Here is a 21,950-nt window from a genome sequence, read left to right as displayed (position 1 = left end):
CGGTCGGCCGGTCGTCTGGTCGGTCGGCCGGTCGTCTGGTCGGCTCGTCGGCTGCTCGGGCGGGCACAGCGGTTCCACGTCGAGCATCGGCGCGACCACCCTGTGTCCTCCGGCATGGGATGTCCCGCCGCACGGCGGGACCGACCGGTGAGGCAAGGCGGGCATCACTCGAGGGCTGGTAGTCGCCCGGTCGCTCAGGATGGACGGCGACCTGCGCCCGCCTCGCGGCGTGGCCCGGAGCCACCGTCCCCCGGGTCGGGCGCCCGCCGGTCGGCGCCGTGCCTTCCTCCCTATGGCCCACGGTGGTTCCGTGGGAGCCGTGCTGCGTTGACACGACACGGACGCGGACCGCAGCCCTCTGCGGGGGAGGCGTCGCGCTCACTCGCCGCTCGCCCACGACGAGCGGTGTGATGAGGTCGAGACCGCGGCGTGCTGGGCACGAGTGGCGCAGGGTCATCCAGGGGGAGACGACCACTCCTGGTCGAGACGAGCGTCGACCAGCCCGGGTGCCGCGTCCTTGGCGGACATGCCCCGGGCGCAGGCCGCCCGCGGCGCATGTGGACGGTCGATCGAGGACGTGCCGGACACGCGACGCGGGCCTGGACGCCAGCCCCTAACGCCCCGGCGCGAGGTCGTCGGCACGATGGACCGCCAGGGCCGGCCTCTCCCACGATCCCCGTGCCCCGTGCCCCGAGCCCTGTGCTCCTTGCCCCTTGGTCCCTGCCACTTGCTCCGTGCTCCTTGCCCCCTGCCACTTGCTCCGTGCTCCCTGCCACTTGCTCCTCGCTACTCGCTCCTTGCTCCGTGCCCGTCCTCCTTGCTCCGTGCCCCGCCCTGCGTGCCCCGTGCTCCGTCCTCCTTGCTCCGTCCTCCTTGCTCCGTCCTCCTTGCTCCGTCCTCCTTGCTCCGTGTTCCGTGTTCCATGCCTTGCACCACGGACGCCGCCCGTCCTCACGCGACCACGCACGGCGGGAGTGGCCGCAGATGCCAGCGGGGCGGCGGTCGCATCCGCGACGACAGCGTCGACAGGTGTCGATGTGCGCAGACGACCACGACCACGACCACGACCGAGACCCCAGCGGCGGCCGACCGACACGGTGGCCGGTGGTTGCCCCCTGCTGGCGGGTGGCTGGACGATCGGGTCTCGGCCACGCGCTCCGCCGAGGTACGCACCGAAGTCCACGGCCAGGGGCGGTCCACCCGGTGCCACGCGATGGTCGGCAAGGACGCATTCTCCGTCGAGCCCGACGTCAGCAAAGCAAGCGCGAGACACCCGGCCTCTTGCGACTGAGGAGTCGACGGGATCCCCGCTCGCCAGAAGGGCTCCGCGCGCTCCTCCACCCCAGCGCGACGCCGCCAGCCTGCTGTGGCAGCCCTGTCGTCGAGTGTCGGAGTGCCTCGCCCGAGCAGCACCGACGACCGGCTGCTCGCCACCACGAGGTCGCCGTCATACGGGCGGGATCCCCGTCCTGGCTGTCGACGTCCCCCGGTCGCCGCATCGGGGCACTCCTCCGGGCGGCCGGCGGAACGGGCCCCATCCGCCGGCCGGCTGACGCCGTCCCGGTCGTGCCCTGCTTGATCCCGAGGCACAGCTTCTCGGTCTGCTGCGCTCACGTCGTGCCACCCACGCGCGGACAGGTCACAACGGATCATGGCGAGGCACCCACCCGGCGCGGAGCGGCCCAGTCACACCCTGCCCCGGAGACGCCAGCCGGAACCAAGCTCTGGTGTCATCGATCACCGACACAGCTGACGCCCGGCGCCGGGCGGCCCCGGTCGCCATGGCAACTGTTCCGAGCGACCCGACCTGAGCGGCCTCAAGAGCACTCCGGAACGTCCCTGAAGTGGTGCCTCCCCCCTCGGGACGACCTCGTCGTTCTCAGGACGAGCTCGTCGTTGGCCGCCCACCAGCGGGGCGTGAGAGTTGGCCGCCCACTAGCGGTGCATGAGAAGGGATGACCGGTGATCCGGCCGGAGGCAACCAACGAATGATCTGAGCGTCGAGATGACTGAGCGCACCGAAACGTCTCCTGCCACTCGACGATCCGAGCACGGTCCACGTGAAACCTCACAACGGCCATCCACCGGGCCGGGGCGCCATCCTCGTTGGACATCCCGCTCCCCCCACCATCGCGGCTCCTGCCGGTGGGGCGCCGTCCATCGGTGCTCGCCCACGTCCGGTGTCCTCGCGGATCCCCGCCTCGCCGACTAGCCACCGCGTCGCAGCGGGAGCCGGGTGGTGTCCGCCGGGGCAGGCCGTTCCTGCCGACGTCGCCACACTCACCAGGGTCGGCCCAGAGCGCCTTCTTCTACGACGCTCAGAGTGAGCCGACCGACAGCGAAGCACAGGCCCGACGACGAGAGGAGAGGCCGACACAAGAGACCGGCCCGCACGAGCTCGCGACGTGCGCGACGATGCGAGAACGTCGCAGCCCTGGTTCGGAGCCGTGGCGCTCTGGCGAGCTACACGTCGGAGGGCGCGATGACCTCCACGAGGAACGGGCCTCCGGCGAAGTCTCTCGAGCGCCTCCGACGTTCCACGTGAAACACGCGCGTTCCGCGCACTCAGAGCCCTGTCATGCCTCCACTGCGCGGCCCGGCCGGTTGCAGAGGCCCTTTGCGCCGAGAGACCGCCACCGTCACCGCTCACGGCTCAGGGGCGTCGCTCCGAAGAGCGCGGAGCGGACTTGGGCAGATCGGCCGCCTCGAGGGTCAGACGCAACTCCCGACCATCCTCGGGGGCGACCTCGATCGCTGTGGCTGAACGGACCCGGAGGTCCGTGCCCAGATGACGAGAGTGGTAGCGGGACGAGGAGACGCTCGCCCAGGTCGAGCCGGCACTGGCCCCGTGTGCTCTCGGACGTCGCGCCGACAGTCGTCGCTGGAACTCGGTGGCAGCGTTCGCTCCCTAATCCCCTGGTGGCGGTCCACCGTGGTGTCGGACTCGTGGAGCGGTCGACGAACCACACCTCGTCGACCGATGCAGACGCTTCGTCGCAGGTCACGAGGCCGCCGTACTACCGCAACCGATACTGCCGGCCACCTCCGCCCTCGCTCGCGCCTCAGAGCAGGTGCTTGGCCATGAAGAGACACGGGGTACCGGGCCAGAGGTCGGTGAACTCCTCGAGCCGCACGAACCCCTGGGCCTCGTAGAACAGCCGGGTTCGGCGGTACCCCTCGTCGGGGTCGGCTGCCCCGAGCGTCTTCACGGTCAGCATGCGCGTGCCGCGGGACAGGAGATCGCCCTCGACCTTCGTGAGCAGGGCGCTGCCGACGCCCTGGCGGTGCCAGGCGCGCTTCACGGCCATGAGGTGGATCTCCGCCGTCTCGGGAAAGTGCTGCTCGATGAGCACGACGCCGATCTGGTCACCGGCTGGGGTAACCGCGACGTAGTTCGGGAACCTGTCGGCAGCGGTGATGTACGCCTCGGTGGATTCGGGACGTCCGAACCACTGCGGCAGGTCCTCCAGGATCGTCCGGACAGCGTCACGGTCCCCGGCCTTGTGCCGTGCGATCTGTAGGCGTGGCTCCCTCATGCGTGGAGGCGAGATGACGAGGTTCAGCTCTGGAGCCAGGTGAGGATCGAAACCGGGACCGACGCCGCAGGAGGGCCGGGGAGCTACGGCTTCACCGTCACGGGTACCGAGGCTCGCATCAGTGCTCGCACCGGGCACTCCCCTGTTCCACGTGAAACGCTGGCGCGACCGCCGTCGCGAGGTCGCTCGGCCACCGCCCCGAAACAAGCGAAAGGGCGGATGGCTCCTGCCATCCGCCCTTCTCGCCCGACCGTCAGCTCACGCGGTACGGATCACCACGCGCCGCTCGGGTTCGACGCCCTCCGAGTCGCTGACGAGCCCCGCCTCTGCGACGGCGTCGTGCACGACCTTGCGCTCGAACGGGTTCATCGGTGCCAGCGACTCCGGTGCACCCGACGTCTTGACGCGCTCGATGGCATCGCGAGCGATCGCGATGAGCTCGACACGACGTGCGGCACGGAAGCCGGCGATGTCGAGCATCAGGCGGCTCCGCTCGCCCGTCTTGGTCTGCACGGCCAGGCGCGTGAGCTCCTGGAGCGCGTCGAGCACCTGTCCCCCGGGGCCGACCAGTCGCCGCAGCGAGTCGTCCGTGGCGTCCTCGGCCACGATCGCGACGGCCGCACGACCGTGATCGACGTCGATGTCGATGTCGCCGTCGAGGTCCGCGATGTCGAGGAACTCCTCGAGGTAGTCGGCCGCGATCTCGCCCTCCTCCTCGAGGCGCGTCACGAGGTCGCCGTCTGCAGCTGTGCCTGGCTCAGTTGTCGCCATGTCTTCTCCGTTCAGCGAAGTCGCACCGGCGCCGCCCGGCATCGGACGGCGCCCGGTGGGTGGTCAGGGTGCGGCGGGACCGTCCGTGGGTGCCGAGGACGTTCCCTTGCGCTTCTTCTTCGGGGCCGGCGCGGGGAGGATCTCGTCCACGGGGGCGTCGGAGATCGCCTCGGGCGTCACGTCGTCCGCGGGCACGTCATCAGGGACGGCCGCGGTGGCGCCCGCCGGACCCTGGACCGGGCGGGGCCGGTTGCGGTCCTTGCGCTTGGGCTGCTGCCGCTGCCCGCGCGGCTTCTCCTCGATGACGGCGGTGGTGGCCACGTCCTCCGTGACCTCGCCGCGCGCCGACGCCTTGCGCGACTGCCGGGCCTTGAACGCCTTCTCCGCCTCCGACCCCGGGGTGGGCATCCGCCGGATCGTGTAGAACTGCTGACCCATCGACCAGAGGTTCGTCGTGGTCCAGTACAGGAGCACACCGATCGGGAAGTTCACGCCGGAGAACGCGAAGATCAGCGGGAGCATGTAGAGCAGGATCTTCTGCTGCTGCGCCATGGGGCCCTGCAGCGCGGCCGGCGGCATGTTCTTCATCGTGAGCTGCCGCTGCGTGGTGAACGTCGTGACGGACATCGCGATGATGAGGACGACGGTGACGATGCGGATGTGCCAGTTGTCGCCGGCCTGCAGGAACGTGCCCGACAGCGGGGCTCCCCAGATCGTCGCCGCCTCGGCCTGAGCCGCGAGCTCCGCCGTCATCGGGCCGATCGCGTCAGCGCGGGCGTACGTCCCCTCGGCGAGCCGCGGCAGCTCGAACAGCACCCGGAACAGCGCGAAGAAGATGGGCGACTGCAGGAGGATCGGCAGGCACGACGCGAACGGGTTGGTGCCGTGCTTCTTGTACAGCTCCATCATCTCGCGGCTCATGGCCTCACGGGACGCGGGGTCGCTCTTGCCCTTGTACTTCTTCTGCAGCGCCTGCATCTCGGGCTGCACGAGCTGCATGCCGCGCGAGGCCTTGATCTGCTTGAAGAACAGCGGGATCAGCAGGATCCGCATGACGATCACGAGCCCGACGATCGACAGACCCCAGGCCGCGCCGCTGGTGGGGTCGAGGCCGGCCCACGTCAACAGCTCGTGGAACCGGACCATGATCCAGGCGACCACGACCATGAGGGGGAACAGCAGGCCGTCCATCCAGTCCATGAAGCAGTGCTCCTCGCGAGCGTCAGTGCGCGGCCGTGGCCGCGTCGAGAGAGTGGTGCTGGTGGCGCGACGGTGGAACGTCGTCGACGCCGCCGGGGTTCCAGGGGTGGCAGCGCGCGACCCGGCGGACGGCGAGCCATCCCCCGCGCAGCGCCCCGTGCCGGGTGACGGCGACGACCGCGTACTGGGAGCACGACGGGTAGAACCGGCAGGTGGGCGGCGTCCACGGCGAGATGACACGCTGGTACACCCACAGGAGACCGAGCAGCGTCGCTGTCGGCAGCCGTCGCACGGCGCGCCACGCCCGGGTCCAGGTCATCGCCGCGCGGACCCGTCCGTGCGGCGCTCCAGGCGACGGGACGCCGTGGCCACCGCGCCGTCGAGCTCGCGGCCCAGGCTCGCGGACGTCGCCGACGCCGCCGGCGGCTGGGCCCGGACGACCATCAGGGCGCCGTCGGGCAACGAGGTCATCCTCGCCGCCACGAGGGCGCGCAGACGTCGCTTGACCCGGTTCCGCGTGACCGCGTTGCCGACGGCCCTGGACACGACGAGACCGACCGCCGGCGGGCCGGGGTCGGTCGTGGTCGTCAGGTGCACGACGAGGGTGTCGCGTCCCCCGCGCGCGCCCCGGCGCACCGTCTGCTGGAAGTCGGCAGAGCGGCGCATCCGGTGCGCTGCGGGGAGCACCGGGACGTGCGTCAGGCCGAGAGCTCGGTGCGCCCCTTGCGGCGACGCGCCGCGAGGATGGCGCGACCGGCACGCGTGCGCATGCGCAGACGGAAGCCGTGGGTCTTGGCCCGGCGCCGGTTGTTCGGCTGGAAGGTGCGCTTGGTCACGACGTTCTCCACACGTTTGTCGTAGCGATCGCACGCAGTCGCGCGACCAGGTCCTGGTGCCGGGCTCCACAGCTCCAGGGAACGCACGCGGTGAGGCGTGCGACGGCGTCTGGGCGCGCCGGACGGAGCCGTTGAAAGGCTGGACCACGCTACGCTCCATGCCCGGACGCGGTCAAATGGAGCCACCCCCGAGGCGGGAGTGCGCGGGCCATACCCCAGATCACCGCTCACAGCGTAGCCCTCGCCCCGGCGTGTCGGCCCTCTCACCCGCACGCGCGCTTCTGCCGGGCGACCCTGCCCGTTAGCATCGGGTTCGTCGTGCGTCCTCGACCGGATCCCTCCGGGCGGACCGTACGGGCAGCAGGACGTGGGAGCGCCGCCGGGGCAGGCGGCGGACGCCCCGGGCACCGGCGACAGCTCATCGGACGACCCGTTACCACGCGCGCGCACAGGTGTGGACAACTGTGTGGACGACGGTCGCCCGTGCCACACTCAGCCACCCCGCAGCACCGACCATCGAGGTAGACGTTGTCACAGGACGAAGAGCCGGCCCGCCTCTGGGGTCACGTGGTGACGAGCCTCGAGGCGAGCCCTGACATCACGCCCCGTCAGCTCGCGTTCGTCCGCCTGGCCCACCCCCTCGGGCTGCTCGACGGGACCATGCTGCTCGCGGTCGGCAACGACCTCACCAAGGAGTACCTGGAGACGCGGGTGCGGTCCGAGGTGACGCAGGCGCTCACCGAGGCGCTCGGGCGTGAGGCCCGCTTCGCCATCACCGTCGACGCGGACGTCGCCGACGACGTCCCGCCGGCGCTGCGCGTGGTACCGCCCTCCCCCACCGGCTCGGGCTCCTACGAGCGCAACGGCGAGCAGCGGCCCGACCTCGCGCTCGTCACGTCGCACCCCGGCTTCGGCCGTGACGACTCGGGCGACGGGGCTCCGGCCGCCGACGACGACGGGCACGGAGAGCGGCACGCCGACGCCCGTCCCAACCTGCGGGCGATCGCGGGCTCCGCGCACGACGCGCCGGCACCGCGGCGAGGGCTGTCCGAGCCCGCACGCCTGAACCCCAAGTACCTCTTCGAGACCTTCGTCATCGGGTCGTCCAACCGGTTCGCGCACGCGGCGGCCGTCGCGGTCGCCGAGGCGCCGGCCAAGGCGTACAACCCCTTGTTCATCTACGGCGACTCGGGGCTGGGCAAGACCCACCTGCTGCACGCCATCGGGCACTACGCGCAGAACCTCTACCCGACCGTGCGTGTGCGGTACGTGAACTCCGAGGAGTTCACCAACGACTTCATCAACTCCATCGGCGAGGGCAAGGCGGGCGCGTTCCAGCGCCGCTACCGCGAGGTCGACGTCCTGCTCATCGACGACATCCAGTTCCTGCAGGGCAAGGAACAGACGATGGAGGAGTTCTTCCACACGTTCAACACCCTGCACAACGCGAGCAAGCAGGTGGTGATCACCTCCGACGTCCCGCCCAAGCAGCTCAACGGGTTCGAGGACCGGATGCGCTCACGCTTCGAGTGGGGACTCATCACCGACGTCCAGCCGCCGGACCTCGAGACCCGGATCGCGATCCTGCGCAAGAAGGCCGCCAGCGAGCGGCTCCAGGCCCCGGACGACGTCCTGGAGTACATCGCGTCACGCATCTCGACGAACATCCGCGAGCTCGAGGGTGCGCTGATCCGTGTCACGGCGTTCGCGAACCTCAACCGTCAGCTCGTCGACGTGTCGCTCGCCGAGATCGTCCTCAAGGACCTCATCACCGACGACCAGACGCAGGAGATCACCGCGACCACGGTCATCGGCCAGACCGCCGCGTACTTCGGCCTGTCGATCGAGGACCTGTGCGGGTCGAGCCGCTCGCGCGTGCTCGTCACCGCCCGCCAGATCGCCATGTACCTGTGCCGCGAGCTCACCGATCTCTCGCTGCCGAAGATCGGGCAGGCGTTCGGTGGCCGGGACCACACGACGGTCATGCACGCGAACCGCAAGATCCGCGAGCTGATGGCCGAGCGGCGCTCGATCTACAACCAGGTCACCGAGCTCACCAACCGGATCAAGCAGCAGCACCGCGGCTGACGGGGGCGCTCCCCCACCCCCGGGCGCGTCGGCGATCTGCACCGCTTGCGACGGATCGACCGTCTCGATCCACCGCGCCCCCGACTTATCCACAGGTTTGCCCACTGCCTGGGGACACTTGTGAACGGCTTCACCCAATCGGGCCAATCGGACACGCCACACTGTGCACAGAGCTCCCTCCGCATGGCGCTGACCTGCAACGACGCACGCCGCTCGCATCCCCCGCCACCACGTGGCGACCCTCGTCGGGCTCTCCCCCGGGGCCGATTCGATGAGAGGACTCTCACTACCAAACCGGACGAACCACTTGACGACCCTGTGAGGGACCGGGTGAGACATGCATGGGACGAATGTTCACACCTGTGCACACACCTGTGGACGACGGTGGACGACACGCCATCGCCATGTGGACGCAGCACCCCTGGCCGGTGGACGGTGGAGGACGGCGCTCGGGCCGTCCACCGACGTCCACCGGTCGCACGGCGTGGCGTCCCCACCGACCGCACAGGCCGACACGCCTGCTGACCAGCACCAGGACCGCTTGTCCACATCATCAACAACCCCGATGACGATGACGACCCATCTATCTCAGAGGGATCCACACACCGACGTTGGGCGACCGGCGGCCGACGCCCCGGCGAACGGCAGGTGCCCGCACCCGCACGGTGCCCCGACGGTGTACCGAGCGTCGGACCTGTCGCGTAGTGTTCGGACCAGCCCCGCCAGCGCCCGCTGACGTGCCCCGACGTGCTCGCACCCGCCCGCACCGAGGAGCACCCGCTCCTCGGGCCGGACGACGAGAAGGTGAAGCATGAGGTTCCGCGTCGATCGTGACGTGCTCGCCGATGCCGTCACGTGGACCGCACGCAGCCTGCCGACGCGCCCGCCGGTGCCGGTCCTGGCCGGTGTCCGCATCGAGGCGGACACCACGGGCACCGTCCAGCTGTCGAGCTTCGACTACGAGGTCTCGGCGCGTGCGCAGCTCCCGGCGGACGTGAGCGAGCCCGGGACCGTGCTGGTCTCGGGCCGCCTGCTCGCCGAGATCTCCCGGTCGCTGCCGGCCAAGCCGGTCGACGTCGTGCTCGACGGCACCAAGGTGCAGGTCACGTGCGGTGCGAGCCGCTTCACGCTGCTGACGATGCCGGTGGAGGACTACCCGAACCTGCCCGTCATGCCCGAGCTCACGGGCACGGTCGACGGCGACGAGCTGACCCACGCCGTCGCCCAGGTGTCGGTCGCCGCGAGCCGGGACGACACGCTCCCGCTGCTGACCGGCGTGCGCGTCGAGATCGAGGGTGAGCGCGTCACGCTCCTGGCGACCGACCGCTACCGCCTGGCGCTGCGCGAGATGACCTGGAAGCCCGCGAACCCCGGGGTCGAGGCGGTCGCGCTGGTGCGCGCCCGCACGCTGTCCGACGCGGCCAAGTCGCTCGGTGGCTCGGGCTCGGTGTCCGTCGCGCTGTCCACCGGTGGTGGGGTGGACCTCATCGGCTTCGAGGCCGCGGGGCGGCAGAGCACCAGCCTGCTCGTCGACGGCGACTACCCGCCCGTGCGCCGGCTGTTCCCGGACGAGACGCCGATCCACGCGATCGTCAACCGCCAGGCCCTCGCCGAGGCGGCCAAGCGCGTCGCGCTCGTGGCCGAGCGCAACACGCCGATCCGGTTGACCTTCACCGACGGCCAGGTCGTGCTCGACGCCGGCCAGGGTGACGACGCCCAGGCGTCCGAGGCGCTCGAGGCCGTGCTGTCGGGTGACGACATCTCCGTGGCGTTCAACCCGCACTTCCTCGCCGACGGCCTGGGAGCGCTCGACACGACGTTCGTGCGGATGTCGTTCACGCACCCGAACAAGCCCGTCGAGTTCACCGGTCAGGAGTCCCTCGAGGGCGACGACCGCAAGGACTACCGCTACCTGCTGGTGCCGATCCGCTTCGCGAGCTGAGACCCGCGCGCGACGCGCAGGTGAGCCGCAGGTGCGGCACAGTGGCCGGGACAGCCGTGGGCACGACCACGGCGCACGGCGGAGAGGGGCGAGGCATGCACATCGGTCTGGTGGGCCTGGGCAAGATGGGCGCGAACATGCGCCAGCGGATCCGGGACGCGGGTGTCGAGGTCACGGGCTTCGACCGCAACCCCGAGGTCACCGACGTGCCGACGCTCGAGGACCTGGTCCGTGCCCTGCCGGCCGGTGAGCGCGTGGTGTGGGTCATGGTCCCGTCGGGTCCGATCACCGACGCGGTGATCCGGGACCTGGCCGGCCTGCTCGCCCCGGGGGACCTCGTCATCGACGGCGGAAACTCCTACTACCAGGACGACGCGCCGCACGCCGCGATCCTGGCCGAGCACGGCGTCGGCTTCATCGACGCCGGGGTCTCGGGTGGCATCTGGGGCCTCGAGAACGGCTACGGCCTCATGGTGGGTGGCGCCCCCGAGGACGTCGCGCGCGCGATGCCGGTGTTCGACGCGCTGCGCCCGCCCGGCGAGCGCGCGGACGGGTTCGTGCACGCGGGCCCCGTCGGCGCCGGCCACTACGCCAAGATGGTGCACAACGGCATCGAGTACGGGCTGATGCAGGCGTACGCGGAGGGCTACGAGCTGCTCGCGGCGAAGGACCTGGTCACGGACGTGCCCGCGACGATGCGCGCCTGGACCACGGGGACCGTCGTCCGGTCCTGGCTGCTGGACCTGCTGGTCCAGGCGCTCGACGAGGACCCGCGCTTCGGAGCGATCGACGACTGGGTCGAGGACTCCGGCGAGGGCCGCTGGACCGTCGACGAGGCGATCGACCTCGCCGTCCCCGCCCCGGTGATCGCCGCCGCGCTCTTCGCGCGGTTCGCGTCCCGCCAGGGCGAGTCCCCGGCGATGAAGGCCGTGGCGGCGCTGCGGCAGCAGTTCGGCGGGCACGCGGTGCGCGCCGCGGGCGCCGAGACGGTCACCCCGGCGGCTCCGCCCACGTCGGAGGCCTGAGCCGCGTGTACGTCGCGCACCTGTCCCTCACCGACTTCCGGTCCTACCCGCAGGTCGAGCTCCCGCTCGAGCCGGGCATCACCGCGCTGGTCGGCCCCAACGGGCAGGGCAAGACCAACCTCGTCGAGGCGGTCGGGTACGTGGCGACGCTGGGCAGCCACCGGGTGCCGTCGGACGCGGCGCTGGTCCGCGCGGGGGCGAACCGCGCGGTGGTGCGCGCCAAGGTGGTGCGCGACGACCGGTCCACGCTCGTCGAGGTCGAGGTGACGCCGGGGCGGGCCAACCGGTCGCGCATCAACGGGGGCTCCCCCGGGCGGGCGCGCGACGTGCTGGGGATCCTGCGGACCGTGCTGTTCGCGCCGGAGGACCTGGCGCTCGTCAAGGGCGACCCCGACGGCCGGCGCCGGTTCCTCGACGACCTGCTGGTGCAGCTGACCCCGCGCATCGCCGGGGTGCTGGGCGACTACGAGCGCGTGCTGCGCCAGCGCTCGGCCCTGCTGAAGTCCGCCGGTGCGGCCGCGCGGGCCCGCGCGGGCGCCGACCTGCGCACGCTCGACGTCTGGGACGCGAAGCTCGCGCAGACCGGCGCCCAGGTCGTCGTGGCGCGCCAGGCCCTCGTGGCGGCGCTGCGCCCGCGCGCGGCTGACGCGTACGAGCAGGTCAGCGCAGGGCAGGGCGAGCTGCACCTGCGGTACCGCTCGTCGCTGGACTCGGCGCTGGGGCCCGACGCGGACGAGCCGGCGCTGGACCCGGGCGCGGGCGTCGAGCTGGTCGAGGCCCGGCTGCTCGACGCGATGGGCCGGCTGCGTAGCAAGGAGATCGAGCGCGGCGTGTGCCTCGTCGGCCCGCACCGCGACGACCTGGCCCTGAGCCTGGGGGACCTGCCCGCCAAGGGGTACGCGAGCCACGGCGAGTCGTGGTCGGTGGCCCTGGCGCTGCGGCTCGCGTCGTACACGCTGCTGACCCACGGCGTCGACGACGCGGGCGCGTGGTCCGCGGACTGGGGGCCGGACGGCGAGCCCGTGCTGATCCTCGACGACGTCTTCGCCGAGCTGGACACCCGGCGCCGGGAGCGCCTCGCGGGGCTGGTCGCCGGTGCGCGGCAGGTGCTGGTGACGGCGGCCGTGCCGCAGGACGTCCCCGAGCCGCTGGCCGGTGCGCGCGTCGACGTCATGGGCGGTGAGGTGGCGCGTGTCCTCTAGCGACCGCCACGGCCGGGACGACGACGCGCTGCTGCCGGCGCCGACGGCGGTGCCTGACGGCGTACCGGTGTCCGAGCTCGTCGCCCTGACCCCGCCGGAGCAGGTGGTGCGTGCCGCCCTCGCGCGCGCGAAGGCCGCGGCGCGGGCGCGCGGGCTGCGGCCCGGGGTGGTCCGCAGCAGGCCGGTGACCAGCGGGTCCGCCCCCGGGCCGCGCGATCCGCAGCCGCTCGCGGTGTCCGCCGGCCTGCTGGCGCGGGACCTGGGCTGGGAGCCGGGCCTCATGGTGGGCGACCTGGTGCACCGCTGGGCGCAGATCGTCGGGCCGCAGGTCGCGGACCACTGCGAGTTCGTGTCGTTCGCGTCGGGCCTGCTGACGGTGCGGGCGTCGTCGACGGCCTGGGCGGCGAACCTGCGGCTGCTGGCGCCGACCATGCTCGCGCGGTTCGACGAGACCCTCGGGGAGGGCGTCGTGGTGCAGGTCGACGTCATCGGGCCGGCCGGTCACGGGTTCGGCAGGGGCCCGCGGCGCGTCGCGGGGCGCGGTCAGCGCGACACGTACGGCTGACGGGCCGGGCGACCGCTCCGACGGCGCGCGCCCCCGCTGCCCGTGACGGGGCATCCAGCGGGTAGACTGGACAGGTCAACGAAGGCGCCTGCGCGCCCCCGTGAGCCCAGAACTTCGCCGCTGTGGGGTGATCCGGACTCTCGGGGAGTTCGCAGCCGCTCACGACGCGCCTGGCGCGTATCGAGCTCTCGAGGAGAACCGCCGCCCGTGGCCGACCAGAGCACCCCTCGCGACCCGCACGACGAGACCGCCGAGGGGCAGGACGCGGCGGCCCCCTACCGCGAGCGTCTGACCGACGACGGGTCGTACGACGCCAGCGCGATCACCGTCCTCGAGGGCCTCGAGGCCGTGCGCAAGCGCCCCGGCATGTACATCGGCTCGACGGGCGCCCGCGGGCTGCACCACCTCGTCTACGAGGTCGTCGACAACTCCGTCGACGAGGCGCTGGCCGGGTACTGCGACACGATCGACGTGACCCTGCTCGCCGACGGCGGCGTGCGCGTCACCGACAACGGCCGCGGCATCCCCGTGGCGATCCACCCGACCGAGGGCCGGCCCACGGTCGAGGTCGTCATGACGATCCTGCACGCGGGCGGCAAGTTCGGCGGCGCCGGGTACGCGGTCTCGGGCGGTCTGCACGGCGTCGGCATCTCCGTGGTCAACGCCCTGTCCTCCCGGGTCGAGACGGTCGTGCGGCGCGACGGGTACGTGTGGAGCCAGGACTTCGCCGACGGCGGCAAGCCGGTCGGCGAGCTGCGCCGCGGCGAGCAGACCGACGTCACGGGCACGTCGCAGACGTTCTGGGCCGACGGGACCATCTTCGAGACCGTCGACTACGACTTCGAGACGCTGCGCGCGCGCTTCCAGCAGTACGCGTTCCTCAACAAGGGCCTGCAGATCTCGCTGACCGACGAGCGCCCCGCGCACACCGGGACCGAGGACGAGGTCACGGGCGACGGCGGAGCGGAGCAGGCGGCGACGCCGGCGCGCCGCGTCACGTACCGGTACGACGGCGGCCTCGTCGACTACGTCACGCACCTGAACTCGGCCAAGAAGGTCGACCACGTGCACCCCGACGTCATCGACTTCGAGGCCGAGGACACCGCGCGCCGGATCTCCGTGGAGATCGCGATGCAGTGGACCACCGCCTACTCGGAGTCGGTCCACACGTTCGCCAACACGATCTCGACGACCGAGGGCGGCACGCACGAGGAGGGGTTCCGGGCGGCGATGACGTCGCTGATGAACCGCTACGCGCGCGAGAAGGGCATCCTCAAGGACAAGGACGAGAACCTCACGGGCGACGACATCCGCGAGGGCCTGACGGCCGTCATCTCCGTCAAGCTGGGCGAGCCGCAGTTCGAGGGCCAGACCAAGACCAAGCTCGGCAACACCGACGCCAAGCGGTTCGTGCAGCAGGTCGTCAACGACCAGCTCGGTGCCTGGCTCGACGCGCACCCGGTCGAGGCGAAGGACGTCATCCGCAAGTCGATCCAGGCCGCGGCTGCCCGCATGGCGGCCCGCAAGGCCCGTGAGGCGACGCGCCGCAAGGGCCTGCTGGAGTCCAACTCGATGCCCGGCAAGCTGCGCGACTGCCAGTCCAACAACCCCGCCGAGTGCGAGGTGTTCATCGTCGAGGGCGACTCCGCCGGTGGCTCGGCCGTGCGCGGCCGCAACCCGCGGACGCAGGCGATCATGCCGATCCGCGGCAAGATCCTCAACGTCGAGCGGGCGCGGCTCGACAAGGCCCTGGGCAACGCCGAGGTGCAGGCGCTCATCACCGCGTTCGGCACGGGCATCGGCGAGGACTTCGACGTCTCCCGCCTGAGGTACCACAAGATCGTGCTGATGGCCGACGCCGACGTCGACGGCCAGCACATCCGCACCCTGCTGCTCACGCTGCTGTTCCGCTACATGCCGCAGCTCATCGCGGGCGGGTACGTCTACATGGCGCAGCCCCCGCTGTACCGCATCAAGTGGAGCAACGCCCCGCACGACTACGTGTACTCCGACCGGGAGCGGGACGCCGTCATCGCGGACGGGCGCGCGAACAACCGCCGCCTGCCCAAGGAGAACAGCGTCCAGCGGTACAAGGGCCTGGGCGAGATGGACTACACGGAGCTGTGGGAGACCACGATGTCCCCGGAGCACCGCACGCTGCTGCAGGTGACGCTGGACGAGGCCGCGGCCGCCGACGAGACGTTCTCCGTCCTCATGGGCGAGGACGTCGAGGCCCGTCGCGCGTTCATCCAGCGCAACGCCAAGGACGTGCGCTTCCTCGACATCTGACGCGGACGCCGGGGTGACCCCGGCGACGCGACCGAGCTGGTACCGACGACTGGAGTGACCCGCACGTGACCGAGACCCCGGGCGAGATCGAGCACGGCCGTATCGACCAGGTGGACCTGCAGCTCGAGATGCAGCGGTCGTACCTGGACTACGCGATGGCCGTCATCGTCGGCCGCGCGCTCCCCGACGTGCGCGACGGCCTCAAGCCCGTCCACCGCCGGGTGCTGTACGCGATGTACGACGGCGGGTACCGCCCGGACCGGCAGTTCTCCAAGTGCAGCCGCGTCGTCGGCGACGTCATGGGCAAGTACCACCCGCACGGTGACACGGCGATCTACGACGCCCTCGTGCGCCTGGTGCAGGACTGGTCGCTTCGCTACCCGCTCGTGGCCGGCCAGGGCAACTTCGGCTCCCCCGGCGACGACCCCGCGGCCGCGCCCCGGTACACCGAGTGCAAGATGGCGCCGCTGGCCATGGAGATGGTCCGCGACATCGACGAGGACGCCGTCGACTTCCAGGACAACTACGACGGCCACACGCAGGAGCCGTCGGTCCTGCCCTCGCGGTTCCCGAACCTCCTGGTCAACGGCTCGGCCGGCATCGCGGTGGGCATGGCGACCAACATCCCGCCGCACAACCTGCGCGAGGTCGCGGCGGGCGTGCAGTGGCACCTGGCGCACCCGGAGGCGTCCAAGGAGGAGCTCCTCGAGGAGCTCATGAAGCGCATCAAGGGGCCGGACTTCCCCACTGCTGCGACGATCCTGGGCCGGCGCGGCATCGAGGACGCGTACCGCACAGGACGCGGGTCGATCACGATGCGCGCGGTCGTCGAGGTCGAGGAGATCCAGGGCCGCCAGTGCCTCGTGGTCACCGAGCTGCCGTACCAGGTCAACCCCGACACCCTGGCCAAGAAGATCGCGGACCTCGTCAAGGAGAACCGCGTCCAGGGCATCGCCGACATCCGCGACGAGACCTCCGGCCGCGCGGGCCAGCGCCTGGTCATCGTCCTCAAGCGGGACGCCGTCGCCAAGGTCGTCCTCAACAACCTGTACAAGCACACCCAGCTGCAGGACACGTTCGGCGCGAACATGCTGGCGCTCGTCGACGGCGTGCCGCGCACGCTGAGCATCGACGCGTTCGTCCGGCACTGGACCTCGCACCAGATCGACGTCATCCAGCGCCGCACGCGGTACCGCCTGCGCAAGGCGGAGGAGGACATCCACATCTACCGCGGGTACCTCAAGGCGCTCGACGCGCTCGACGAGGTCATCGCGCTCATCCGCCGCTCCCCCGACGCCGAGCAGGCCCGCAACGGCCTCATGGAGCTGCTGGAGATCGACGAGCTGCAGGCCCAGGCGATCCTCAACCTGCAGCTGCGCCGGCTGGCCGCGCTGCAGCGCCAGGAGATCCTCGACAAGCACGCCGAGCTCGAGGCCGTCATCACCGAGCTCAACGCGATCCTCGCCTCCCCCGAGCGGCAGCGGCAGATCGTCAGCGACGAGCTCGAGACGATCGTGGAGAAGTTCGGCGACGAGCGGCGCACCCACATCCTGCCCTTCGACGGCGAGGTGTCGATCGAGGACCTCATCGCCGAGGAGGACGTGGTCGTCACGATCACGCGCGGCGGCTACGCCAAGCGCACGCGCGTCGACGCGTACCGGGCGCAGCGCCGCGGCGGCAAGGGCGTGCGCGGCGCGCAGCTGCGCGAGGACGACCTGGTCGACCACTTCTTCGTCACGACGACGCACCGCTGGCTGCTGTTCTTCACGAACCTCGGCCGCGTGTACCGGGCCAAGGCGTACGAGCTGCCCGAGGCCGGCCGCGACGCGAAGGGCCAGCACGTCGCGAACCTGCTGGCCTTCCAGCCGGGCGAGAAGATCGCCCAGGTGCTCGACCTCAAGGACTACCAGCAGGCGGAGCACCTGGTGCTGGCCACCAAGCGCGGGCTGGTGAAGAAGACGCGCCTGACGGAGTACGACTCCAACCGCAGCGGCGGGGTCATCGCGATCAACCTGCGCGAGGACGACGAGGGCCGGCCCGACGAGCTCGTCGCCGCGCGGCTCGTCGACTCGACGCAGGACGTGATCCTGGTCTCCCGGCTCGGGCAGTCCGTGCGGTTCACCGCGTCGGACGAGGCGCTGCGGCCGATGGGCCGGGCGACGAGCGGCGTCACGGGCATGAAGTTCCGCGACGACGACGACCTGCTCGCGATGGACGTCGTGCGGGAGGACGCCTTCCTGTTCACGGTCACCGAGGGCGGCATCGCCAAGCGCACGGCCCTCACGGTCGAGAACTACCGCCAGCAGGGACGCGGCGGCCTCGGCATCAAGGTCGCGAACCTGCCGGAGGCGAACGGCGAGCTGGTCGGCGCGCTCGTCACCGACAGCGACGACGAGGTCCTCGTCATCATGGAGCGCGGCAAGATCGTGCGGTCGGCGACGTCCGAGGTCAACGCGACGGGACGGACCACGCAGGGCGTCATCTTCGCCAAGCCCGACGCCGGCGACCGGATCATCGCCGTCGCCCGGAACAGTGAACGACACCTCGAGGACGATGGCGGTACCGTGGTGGAGAACGTGCCCAACCACGACGCAACCGACGTTCCGGACCCGGACGGGTCGGTTCCTGACAGCGCCGACCGGCCTGCGGAGGACGCATGAGCGACACGCCCCCCTCGATACCGCCCCGCAAGCGGCCGACCACGCCCGTGACGGGCAGCAGCGGTCGCTCGGGCGAGCAGGGCGGCTCGGTGCAGGCGGCCGACCACGACGGCAGCTCGTGGGCGTCGATCGGCTCGACGGACGGCGCCACTCCCCCGACCTACACGGTCGACGTGCGCAGCAGCGCCGTCCCGACGTCGGGGCGGTCCTCCGCGCCGTCGGGCCCGCGTGCGGACGACCGCGCGCGGCCGGCGTCGGCGGAGCCCCGCCGGGCACCGCTCGCGGCTCCGACGGCGGGTGAAGACGGCACGGGGGACGAGCAGCCGTCGCCCCTGGTCACCGCGGTGGACGCGACGACGGTCTGGCTGAAGAAGGCGGCCGAGGTCACCGGATCCGGCTTCACGAGGGCGTACTCTCAGCTGACCCGCCCCCGCACCGAGGACGCCTCCATGACCACGACGCCGACGACAGCAGGTGCCGCCACCGCCCAGCGCCCCGCGCAGCGGTCCACGGCGCCCGTCACCGGAGCGACCCCCCGCCCCGCGACCGGCCGCATCCCCAGCGTGGGCGGCGGTCCGCGCCGCGTGCGGCTCGCGATCTCCCGCGTCGACCCGTGGTCGGTGATGAAGCTCGCGTTCCTGCTGTCCGTGGCGATCGGGATCATGATCGTCGTCGCGGCGATCGTCGTCTGGTTCACGCTCGACAGCCTGCAGGTGTTCTCGCAGGTGGACGGCCTGATCCAGCAGGTCGTCGGGCCGGAGAGCCCGCTCGACATCATGGCGTACGTATCCTTCGAGAAGACCGTCTCGGCGGCCACGCTGGTGGGCGTCATCGACGTCTTCCTGCTCACGGCGCTCGCGACGATCGGCGCGTTCCTCTACAACATCGTGGCGGCGCTCGTCGGCGGCGTGCACGTGACGATGACGGACGAGTGACGGCACCGATCCACCCTGCGGGACTCCCCGGCGGTCCCGCGCCCGTCGGTTTGGGCGCGGCGCCTCCGCTGGGGTAGTCTCGACCGTCGCGCCCACCGGTGCTGATCTCCTCGCCGAGGTCGATCCGGCGGTCGTGTCACGGGCCTATAGCTCAGACGGTTAGAGCGCTTCCCTGATAAGGAAGAGGTCACAGGTTCAAGTCCTGTTAGGCCCACGCTGCCGGCACGCACGTCGTGCCGCGGATTGCCGGCACCCACCCGAGACGGGGGATCCGATGAAGAAGCTCTTGCTCCTCGCTGCGGTTGCGGCGGTCGGCTACATCGCCTGGCAGAAGTACGCGGAGGACCGTGACGAGCGGGACCTCTGGGCCGAGGTCACCGACACCTTCGAGTGACCGGGCCCGACCGGGGGCCATGGCGCAATTGGTAGCGCACCTGCTTTGCAAGCAGGGGGTTAGGGGTTCGAGTCCCCTTGGCTCCACGTCGACGACGAGGCGGGACATCGGTCACGATGTCCCGCCTCGTCGTTTCCGTGGCTGTTCTTTCGAGAGTGCGCGCCCGTCGGCGCAGCGGCCCGGGACCGCGGACCGGCTCAGAGCACCGGGAACGTGGCCCAGATGTTCTTGGTCGTCTCCGTCGTGTACCAGCCGACGCTCAGTGACAGCTGACGGGCGAGGTGCAGACCGAGGCCGCCGGCCCCGGTGATGCGCGTCCCCGCGTACACGGGCTGCGACTCCGGGTCGTGGTCGGCGACGTCGAGCAGCCACTGCTCGTCCGTCCGCGACAGCACGACGATCGTCGGCGGCAGACCGTGCGTGAGCGCGTTCGCCGCGAGCTCGGTGGCGATGAGCACGAGCTTGTCCGGCGTCGCCTCGAGGTCCTGGCGGTCGCGCGTCGTGCTGGTACCGATCTGGTCGGCCAGCTCGTGGCGCAGCGTCCGCAGCTGGGCCGTCGACGAGAGCGCCCACGTCCGGACCGGCTCGAAGCCGTCCGGCGGGTGGCTGAGGTGCAGCCCGGCGTCCGAGTCCGTGAGCTCGAGCCGCTCGGGCTTGGGGTCAGTCACTCTGTTCCTCCTGTGTGCTGGAGCACCGAGCATCACAGCCCCGGCGGCCGTGCGCATCCGGAGTCATCGTCGCAGGAAAACCTCGGGACACCGGGTGTCACGGTCCGCGATCCTCGTCGCACCACCCCGCACGCCCGGCGGGCGCACCCGCGCCCGGGCTGGCGCGCGACCACGCCCCGAGGAGGGACGAGATGACCAGCACGTTCCCCGTCGAGCTGCGCGGCGCCGTGGCGCCCACCCTCATGTGGGCCCACGAGCACGACGTCGAGCCCGCCGCGCTCCAGCAGCTGCGCAACATCGCGGCACTGCCCTGGGTGCACGGGGTCCGGGTGATGCCGGACGTGCACCTCGGCAAGGGCGCGACGGTGGGTTCCGTCATCGCCATGCGCGACGCGGTCTCCCCTAACGCCGTCGGCGTCGACATCGGCTGCGGGATGATCGGCGTGCGCACCTCGCTCACGGCCGACGACCTCCCCGACGACCTGCACGCGCTGCGGACGGCGGTGGAGTCCCGTGTGCCGGTGGGCTTCCGTGCGCACGACGAGCCGGTGGACCTGCGCCGGCTGCGCCCGATCGGTGCACGTGCCCGCACGGCCGAGGCGCTGCGGGGAGCGGACGGGTTCTGGGCGCGCTTCGACGCGCTGACGCCGCGGGTCCGGGACCTGGAGGGTCGCGCGCGGCGTCAGCTGGGCTCCCTCGGCGGGGGCAACCACTTCCTCGAGGTCTGCCTCGACGACGACGGCACGGTGTGGCTCCAGCTGCACTCGGGCTCGCGGAACATCGGCAAGACGCTCGCGGACGTGCACGTCGCGGTCGCGAAGGACCTGCCCCACAACCAGGGGCTGGTCGACCGCGACCTCGCCGTGCTGCTGGCCGGGACGCCGCAGATGGACGCCTACCTGCACGACCTGTGGTGGGCCCAGGAGTACGCGGCACGGTCGCGCGCGGTGATGATGACGCTGTTCGTCAACGCCGTGCGGGCGACGTTCGCCGACCGTGACGTGACCTTCGAGGAGGTGGCGAACGTCCACCACAACTACGTCGCGACCGAGCGCATCGACGGCGCGGACCTCGTCGTGACCCGCAAGGGCGCGATCCGTGCCGGCGCGGGCGACGTGGGCCTGATCCCGGGGTCGATGGGCACCGGCTCGTACATCGTCCGTGGGTTGGGCAACCCGGCGTCGTACTGGTCGGCGTCGCACGGCGCGGGGCGGCGCATGTCGCGCAACGCGGCCAAGCGGGCGTTCACGCTGGAGGATCTCGCGGCCCAGACCGCCGGCGTCGAGTGCCGCAAGGACGCCGGCGTCCTCGACGAGATCCCCGGGGCGTACAAGGACCTCGACCAGGTCATCGCCGCCCAGGAGGACCTGGTCGAGGTGGTCGCGCGGCTGCGCACGATCGTCTGCGTGAAGGGCTGACCACCCGCTGACCTGCGCACACACGCCCCTGGCGCCCCGGGACCCCGGGGCGCCAGGGCCGCCGGGGGTGCGACGACGAGCCGTCGTGTACAGTCGTTGATGCGTCATGCCGCGCGAACACGTCCGCGGCGCACTTCGGGCCCTCCGCATCGAAGCGAGGACCATGCGCACCCGGCAGCACCACCGCCGGCCAGGATCTCCGCCCCACCGGGTGCGGAGCGGAAGCAGAGAACATCACACACACCATCTTCGAGAGTCCCTCGACCGCCACGGCGGCGAAGGTGACCTCCGGTCCGGCCGCAGTCTGGCGCGCCGCTGACGACGACCTCTGGGTCGGCACCGTCAGCGGTGAGTACGCCGGTCTGATCGCCCGCCACCCCGACGGCTTCCACGCTCACGACCGCTGGACGCGGCCCGTGGG

Annotated in this window: 17 protein-coding genes and 2 tRNA genes; 12 read left to right on the top strand and 7 right to left on the bottom strand. The window is 71.5% G+C overall.

Annotated features, from left to right (window positions below; translation table 11 throughout):
* Window positions 1–3,062: 3,062 nt before the first annotated feature.
* From Cph01nite_RS16085 to rpmH, 6 genes are all read right to left on the bottom strand, one after another.
* Window positions 3,063–3,536, bottom strand: coding sequence for a GNAT family N-acetyltransferase (locus Cph01nite_RS16085; RefSeq protein WP_203675698.1), 474 nt, complete (start codon window positions 3,534–3,536; stop codon window positions 3,063–3,065).
* A gap of 258 nt (window positions 3,537–3,794) precedes the next feature.
* Entirely contained in the window at window positions 3,795–4,307 is a 513-nt protein-coding gene (locus Cph01nite_RS16080) for a Jag family protein (RefSeq protein WP_203675704.1), read from the bottom strand.
* Window positions 4,308–4,370: 63 nt separating this feature from the next.
* Window positions 4,371–5,507 carry a membrane protein insertase YidC gene (yidC, locus tag Cph01nite_RS16075; protein WP_203675697.1) on the bottom strand — a complete coding sequence of 379 codons (1,137 nt, stop codon included), beginning with the start codon at window positions 5,505–5,507 and terminating at the stop codon, window positions 4,371–4,373.
* 22 nt (window positions 5,508–5,529) lie between these two features.
* Window positions 5,530–5,826 carry a membrane protein insertion efficiency factor YidD gene (gene yidD / locus Cph01nite_RS16070; RefSeq protein WP_203675696.1) on the bottom strand — a complete coding sequence of 99 codons (297 nt, stop codon included), beginning with the start codon at window positions 5,824–5,826 and terminating at the stop codon, window positions 5,530–5,532.
* Window positions 5,823–6,194: a ribonuclease P protein component gene (gene rnpA, locus Cph01nite_RS16065; RefSeq protein WP_203675695.1), complete on the bottom strand. Its 372-nt coding sequence runs from the start codon at window positions 6,192–6,194 to the stop codon at window positions 5,823–5,825. The genes yidD and rnpA overlap by 4 nt, the downstream gene beginning before the upstream one ends.
* An 11-nt stretch (window positions 6,195–6,205) precedes the next feature.
* Window positions 6,206–6,343 (bottom strand): 50S ribosomal protein L34, encoded by a 138-nt coding sequence (rpmH, locus tag Cph01nite_RS16060; RefSeq protein ID WP_191783193.1) that lies wholly within the window; start codon window positions 6,341–6,343, stop codon window positions 6,206–6,208.
* A 528-nt stretch (window positions 6,344–6,871) separates the two neighbouring features.
* Between rpmH and dnaA the strand changes: the two genes are divergently transcribed.
* The 11 genes from dnaA to Cph01nite_RS16010 all read left to right on the top strand — a co-directional run bounded on the left by dnaA (window position 6,872) and on the right by Cph01nite_RS16010 (window position 19,529).
* Window positions 6,872–8,431: a chromosomal replication initiator protein DnaA gene (dnaA, locus tag Cph01nite_RS16055; protein WP_203675694.1), complete on the top strand. Its 1,560-nt coding sequence runs from the start codon at window positions 6,872–6,874 to the stop codon at window positions 8,429–8,431.
* An 811-nt stretch (window positions 8,432–9,242) separates the two neighbouring features.
* A complete protein-coding gene (gene dnaN, locus Cph01nite_RS16050; protein ID WP_203675693.1) occupies window positions 9,243–10,373 on the top strand; it encodes a DNA polymerase III subunit beta in 1,131 nt (376 codons plus the stop codon).
* A 95-nt stretch (window positions 10,374–10,468) separates the two neighbouring features.
* A complete protein-coding gene (gnd, locus tag Cph01nite_RS16045; RefSeq protein ID WP_203675692.1) occupies window positions 10,469–11,398 on the top strand; it encodes a phosphogluconate dehydrogenase (NAD(+)-dependent, decarboxylating) in 930 nt (309 codons plus the stop codon).
* Between the two features lie 5 nt (window positions 11,399–11,403).
* The gene (recF, locus tag Cph01nite_RS16040; RefSeq protein ID WP_203675691.1) at window positions 11,404–12,600 is read left to right on the top strand and encodes a DNA replication/repair protein RecF; all 1,197 of its coding nucleotides are present in this window, start codon (window positions 11,404–11,406) and stop codon (window positions 12,598–12,600) included.
* Window positions 12,590–13,165 carry a DciA family protein gene (locus Cph01nite_RS16035; protein ID WP_239069315.1) on the top strand — a complete coding sequence of 192 codons (576 nt, stop codon included), beginning with the start codon at window positions 12,590–12,592 and terminating at the stop codon, window positions 13,163–13,165. The genes recF and Cph01nite_RS16035 overlap by 11 nt, the downstream gene beginning before the upstream one ends.
* A gap of 288 nt (window positions 13,166–13,453) precedes the next feature.
* Complete coding sequence (gene gyrB, locus Cph01nite_RS16030; RefSeq protein ID WP_203675702.1) at window positions 13,454–15,454, top strand: DNA topoisomerase (ATP-hydrolyzing) subunit B; 2,001 nt, start codon at window positions 13,454–13,456, stop codon at window positions 15,452–15,454.
* 65 nt (window positions 15,455–15,519) lie between these two features.
* Window positions 15,520–18,114, top strand: coding sequence for a DNA gyrase subunit A (gene gyrA / locus Cph01nite_RS16025; protein WP_203675690.1), 2,595 nt, complete (start codon window positions 15,520–15,522; stop codon window positions 18,112–18,114).
* Entirely contained in the window at window positions 18,111–19,049 is a 939-nt protein-coding gene (locus Cph01nite_RS16020; RefSeq protein ID WP_203675689.1) for a DUF3566 domain-containing protein, read from the top strand. The genes gyrA and Cph01nite_RS16020 overlap by 4 nt, the downstream gene beginning before the upstream one ends.
* A gap of 140 nt (window positions 19,050–19,189) precedes the next feature.
* Window positions 19,190–19,263 (top strand) — tRNA-Ile (locus Cph01nite_RS16015).
* 60 nt (window positions 19,264–19,323) lie between these two features.
* Window positions 19,324–19,443, top strand: coding sequence for a DLW-39 family protein (locus tag Cph01nite_RS19135; RefSeq protein WP_239069314.1), 120 nt, complete (start codon window positions 19,324–19,326; stop codon window positions 19,441–19,443).
* Between the two features lie 13 nt (window positions 19,444–19,456).
* Window positions 19,457–19,529 (top strand) — tRNA-Ala (locus tag Cph01nite_RS16010).
* Between the two features lie 111 nt (window positions 19,530–19,640).
* Here Cph01nite_RS16010 and Cph01nite_RS16005 read toward each other — a convergent pair.
* Complete coding sequence (locus tag Cph01nite_RS16005) at window positions 19,641–20,111, bottom strand: ATP-binding protein (RefSeq protein ID WP_203675688.1); 471 nt, start codon at window positions 20,109–20,111, stop codon at window positions 19,641–19,643.
* 191 nt (window positions 20,112–20,302) lie between these two features.
* Here Cph01nite_RS16005 and Cph01nite_RS16000 point away from each other — a divergent pair, with 191 nt between their 5' ends.
* Window positions 20,303–21,529: an RtcB family protein gene (locus tag Cph01nite_RS16000; protein WP_203675687.1), complete on the top strand. Its 1,227-nt coding sequence runs from the start codon at window positions 20,303–20,305 to the stop codon at window positions 21,527–21,529.
* Window positions 21,530–21,950: the final 421 nt, after the last annotated feature.

The sequence above is a fragment of the Cellulomonas phragmiteti genome, from assembly GCF_016862775.1.
Taxonomy (GTDB): domain Bacteria; phylum Actinomycetota; class Actinomycetes; order Actinomycetales; family Cellulomonadaceae; genus Cellulomonas; species Cellulomonas phragmiteti.
The sequence above is the reverse complement of the archived record's forward strand: the minus strand, read 5'-3'. Positions and strand labels throughout refer to the sequence as shown.

What these genes read in the sequence shown, in the direction of transcription:
- Cph01nite_RS16085 (WP_203675698.1), bottom strand. Translation starts at nt 3,536, where the DNA reads ATGAGGGAGCCACGCCTACAGATCGCACGGCACAAGGCCGGGGACCGT.
- dnaN (WP_203675693.1), top strand. Translation starts at nt 9,243, where the DNA reads ATGAGGTTCCGCGTCGATCGTGACGTGCTCGCCGATGCCGTCACGTGG.
- Cph01nite_RS19135 (WP_239069314.1), top strand. Translation starts at nt 19,324, where the DNA reads ATGAAGAAGCTCTTGCTCCTCGCTGCGGTTGCGGCGGTCGGCTACATC.
- Cph01nite_RS16000 (WP_203675687.1), top strand. Translation starts at nt 20,303, where the DNA reads ATGACCAGCACGTTCCCCGTCGAGCTGCGCGGCGCCGTGGCGCCCACC.
- gnd (WP_203675692.1), top strand. Translation starts at nt 10,469, where the DNA reads ATGCACATCGGTCTGGTGGGCCTGGGCAAGATGGGCGCGAACATGCGC.
- yidC (WP_203675697.1), bottom strand. Translation starts at nt 5,507, where the DNA reads ATGGACTGGATGGACGGCCTGCTGTTCCCCCTCATGGTCGTGGTCGCC.
- Cph01nite_RS16080 (WP_203675704.1), bottom strand. Translation starts at nt 4,307, where the DNA reads ATGGCGACAACTGAGCCAGGCACAGCTGCAGACGGCGACCTCGTGACG.
- Cph01nite_RS16020 (WP_203675689.1), top strand. Translation starts at nt 18,111, where the DNA reads ATGAGCGACACGCCCCCCTCGATACCGCCCCGCAAGCGGCCGACCACG.
- yidD (WP_203675696.1), bottom strand. Translation starts at nt 5,826, where the DNA reads ATGACCTGGACCCGGGCGTGGCGCGCCGTGCGACGGCTGCCGACAGCG.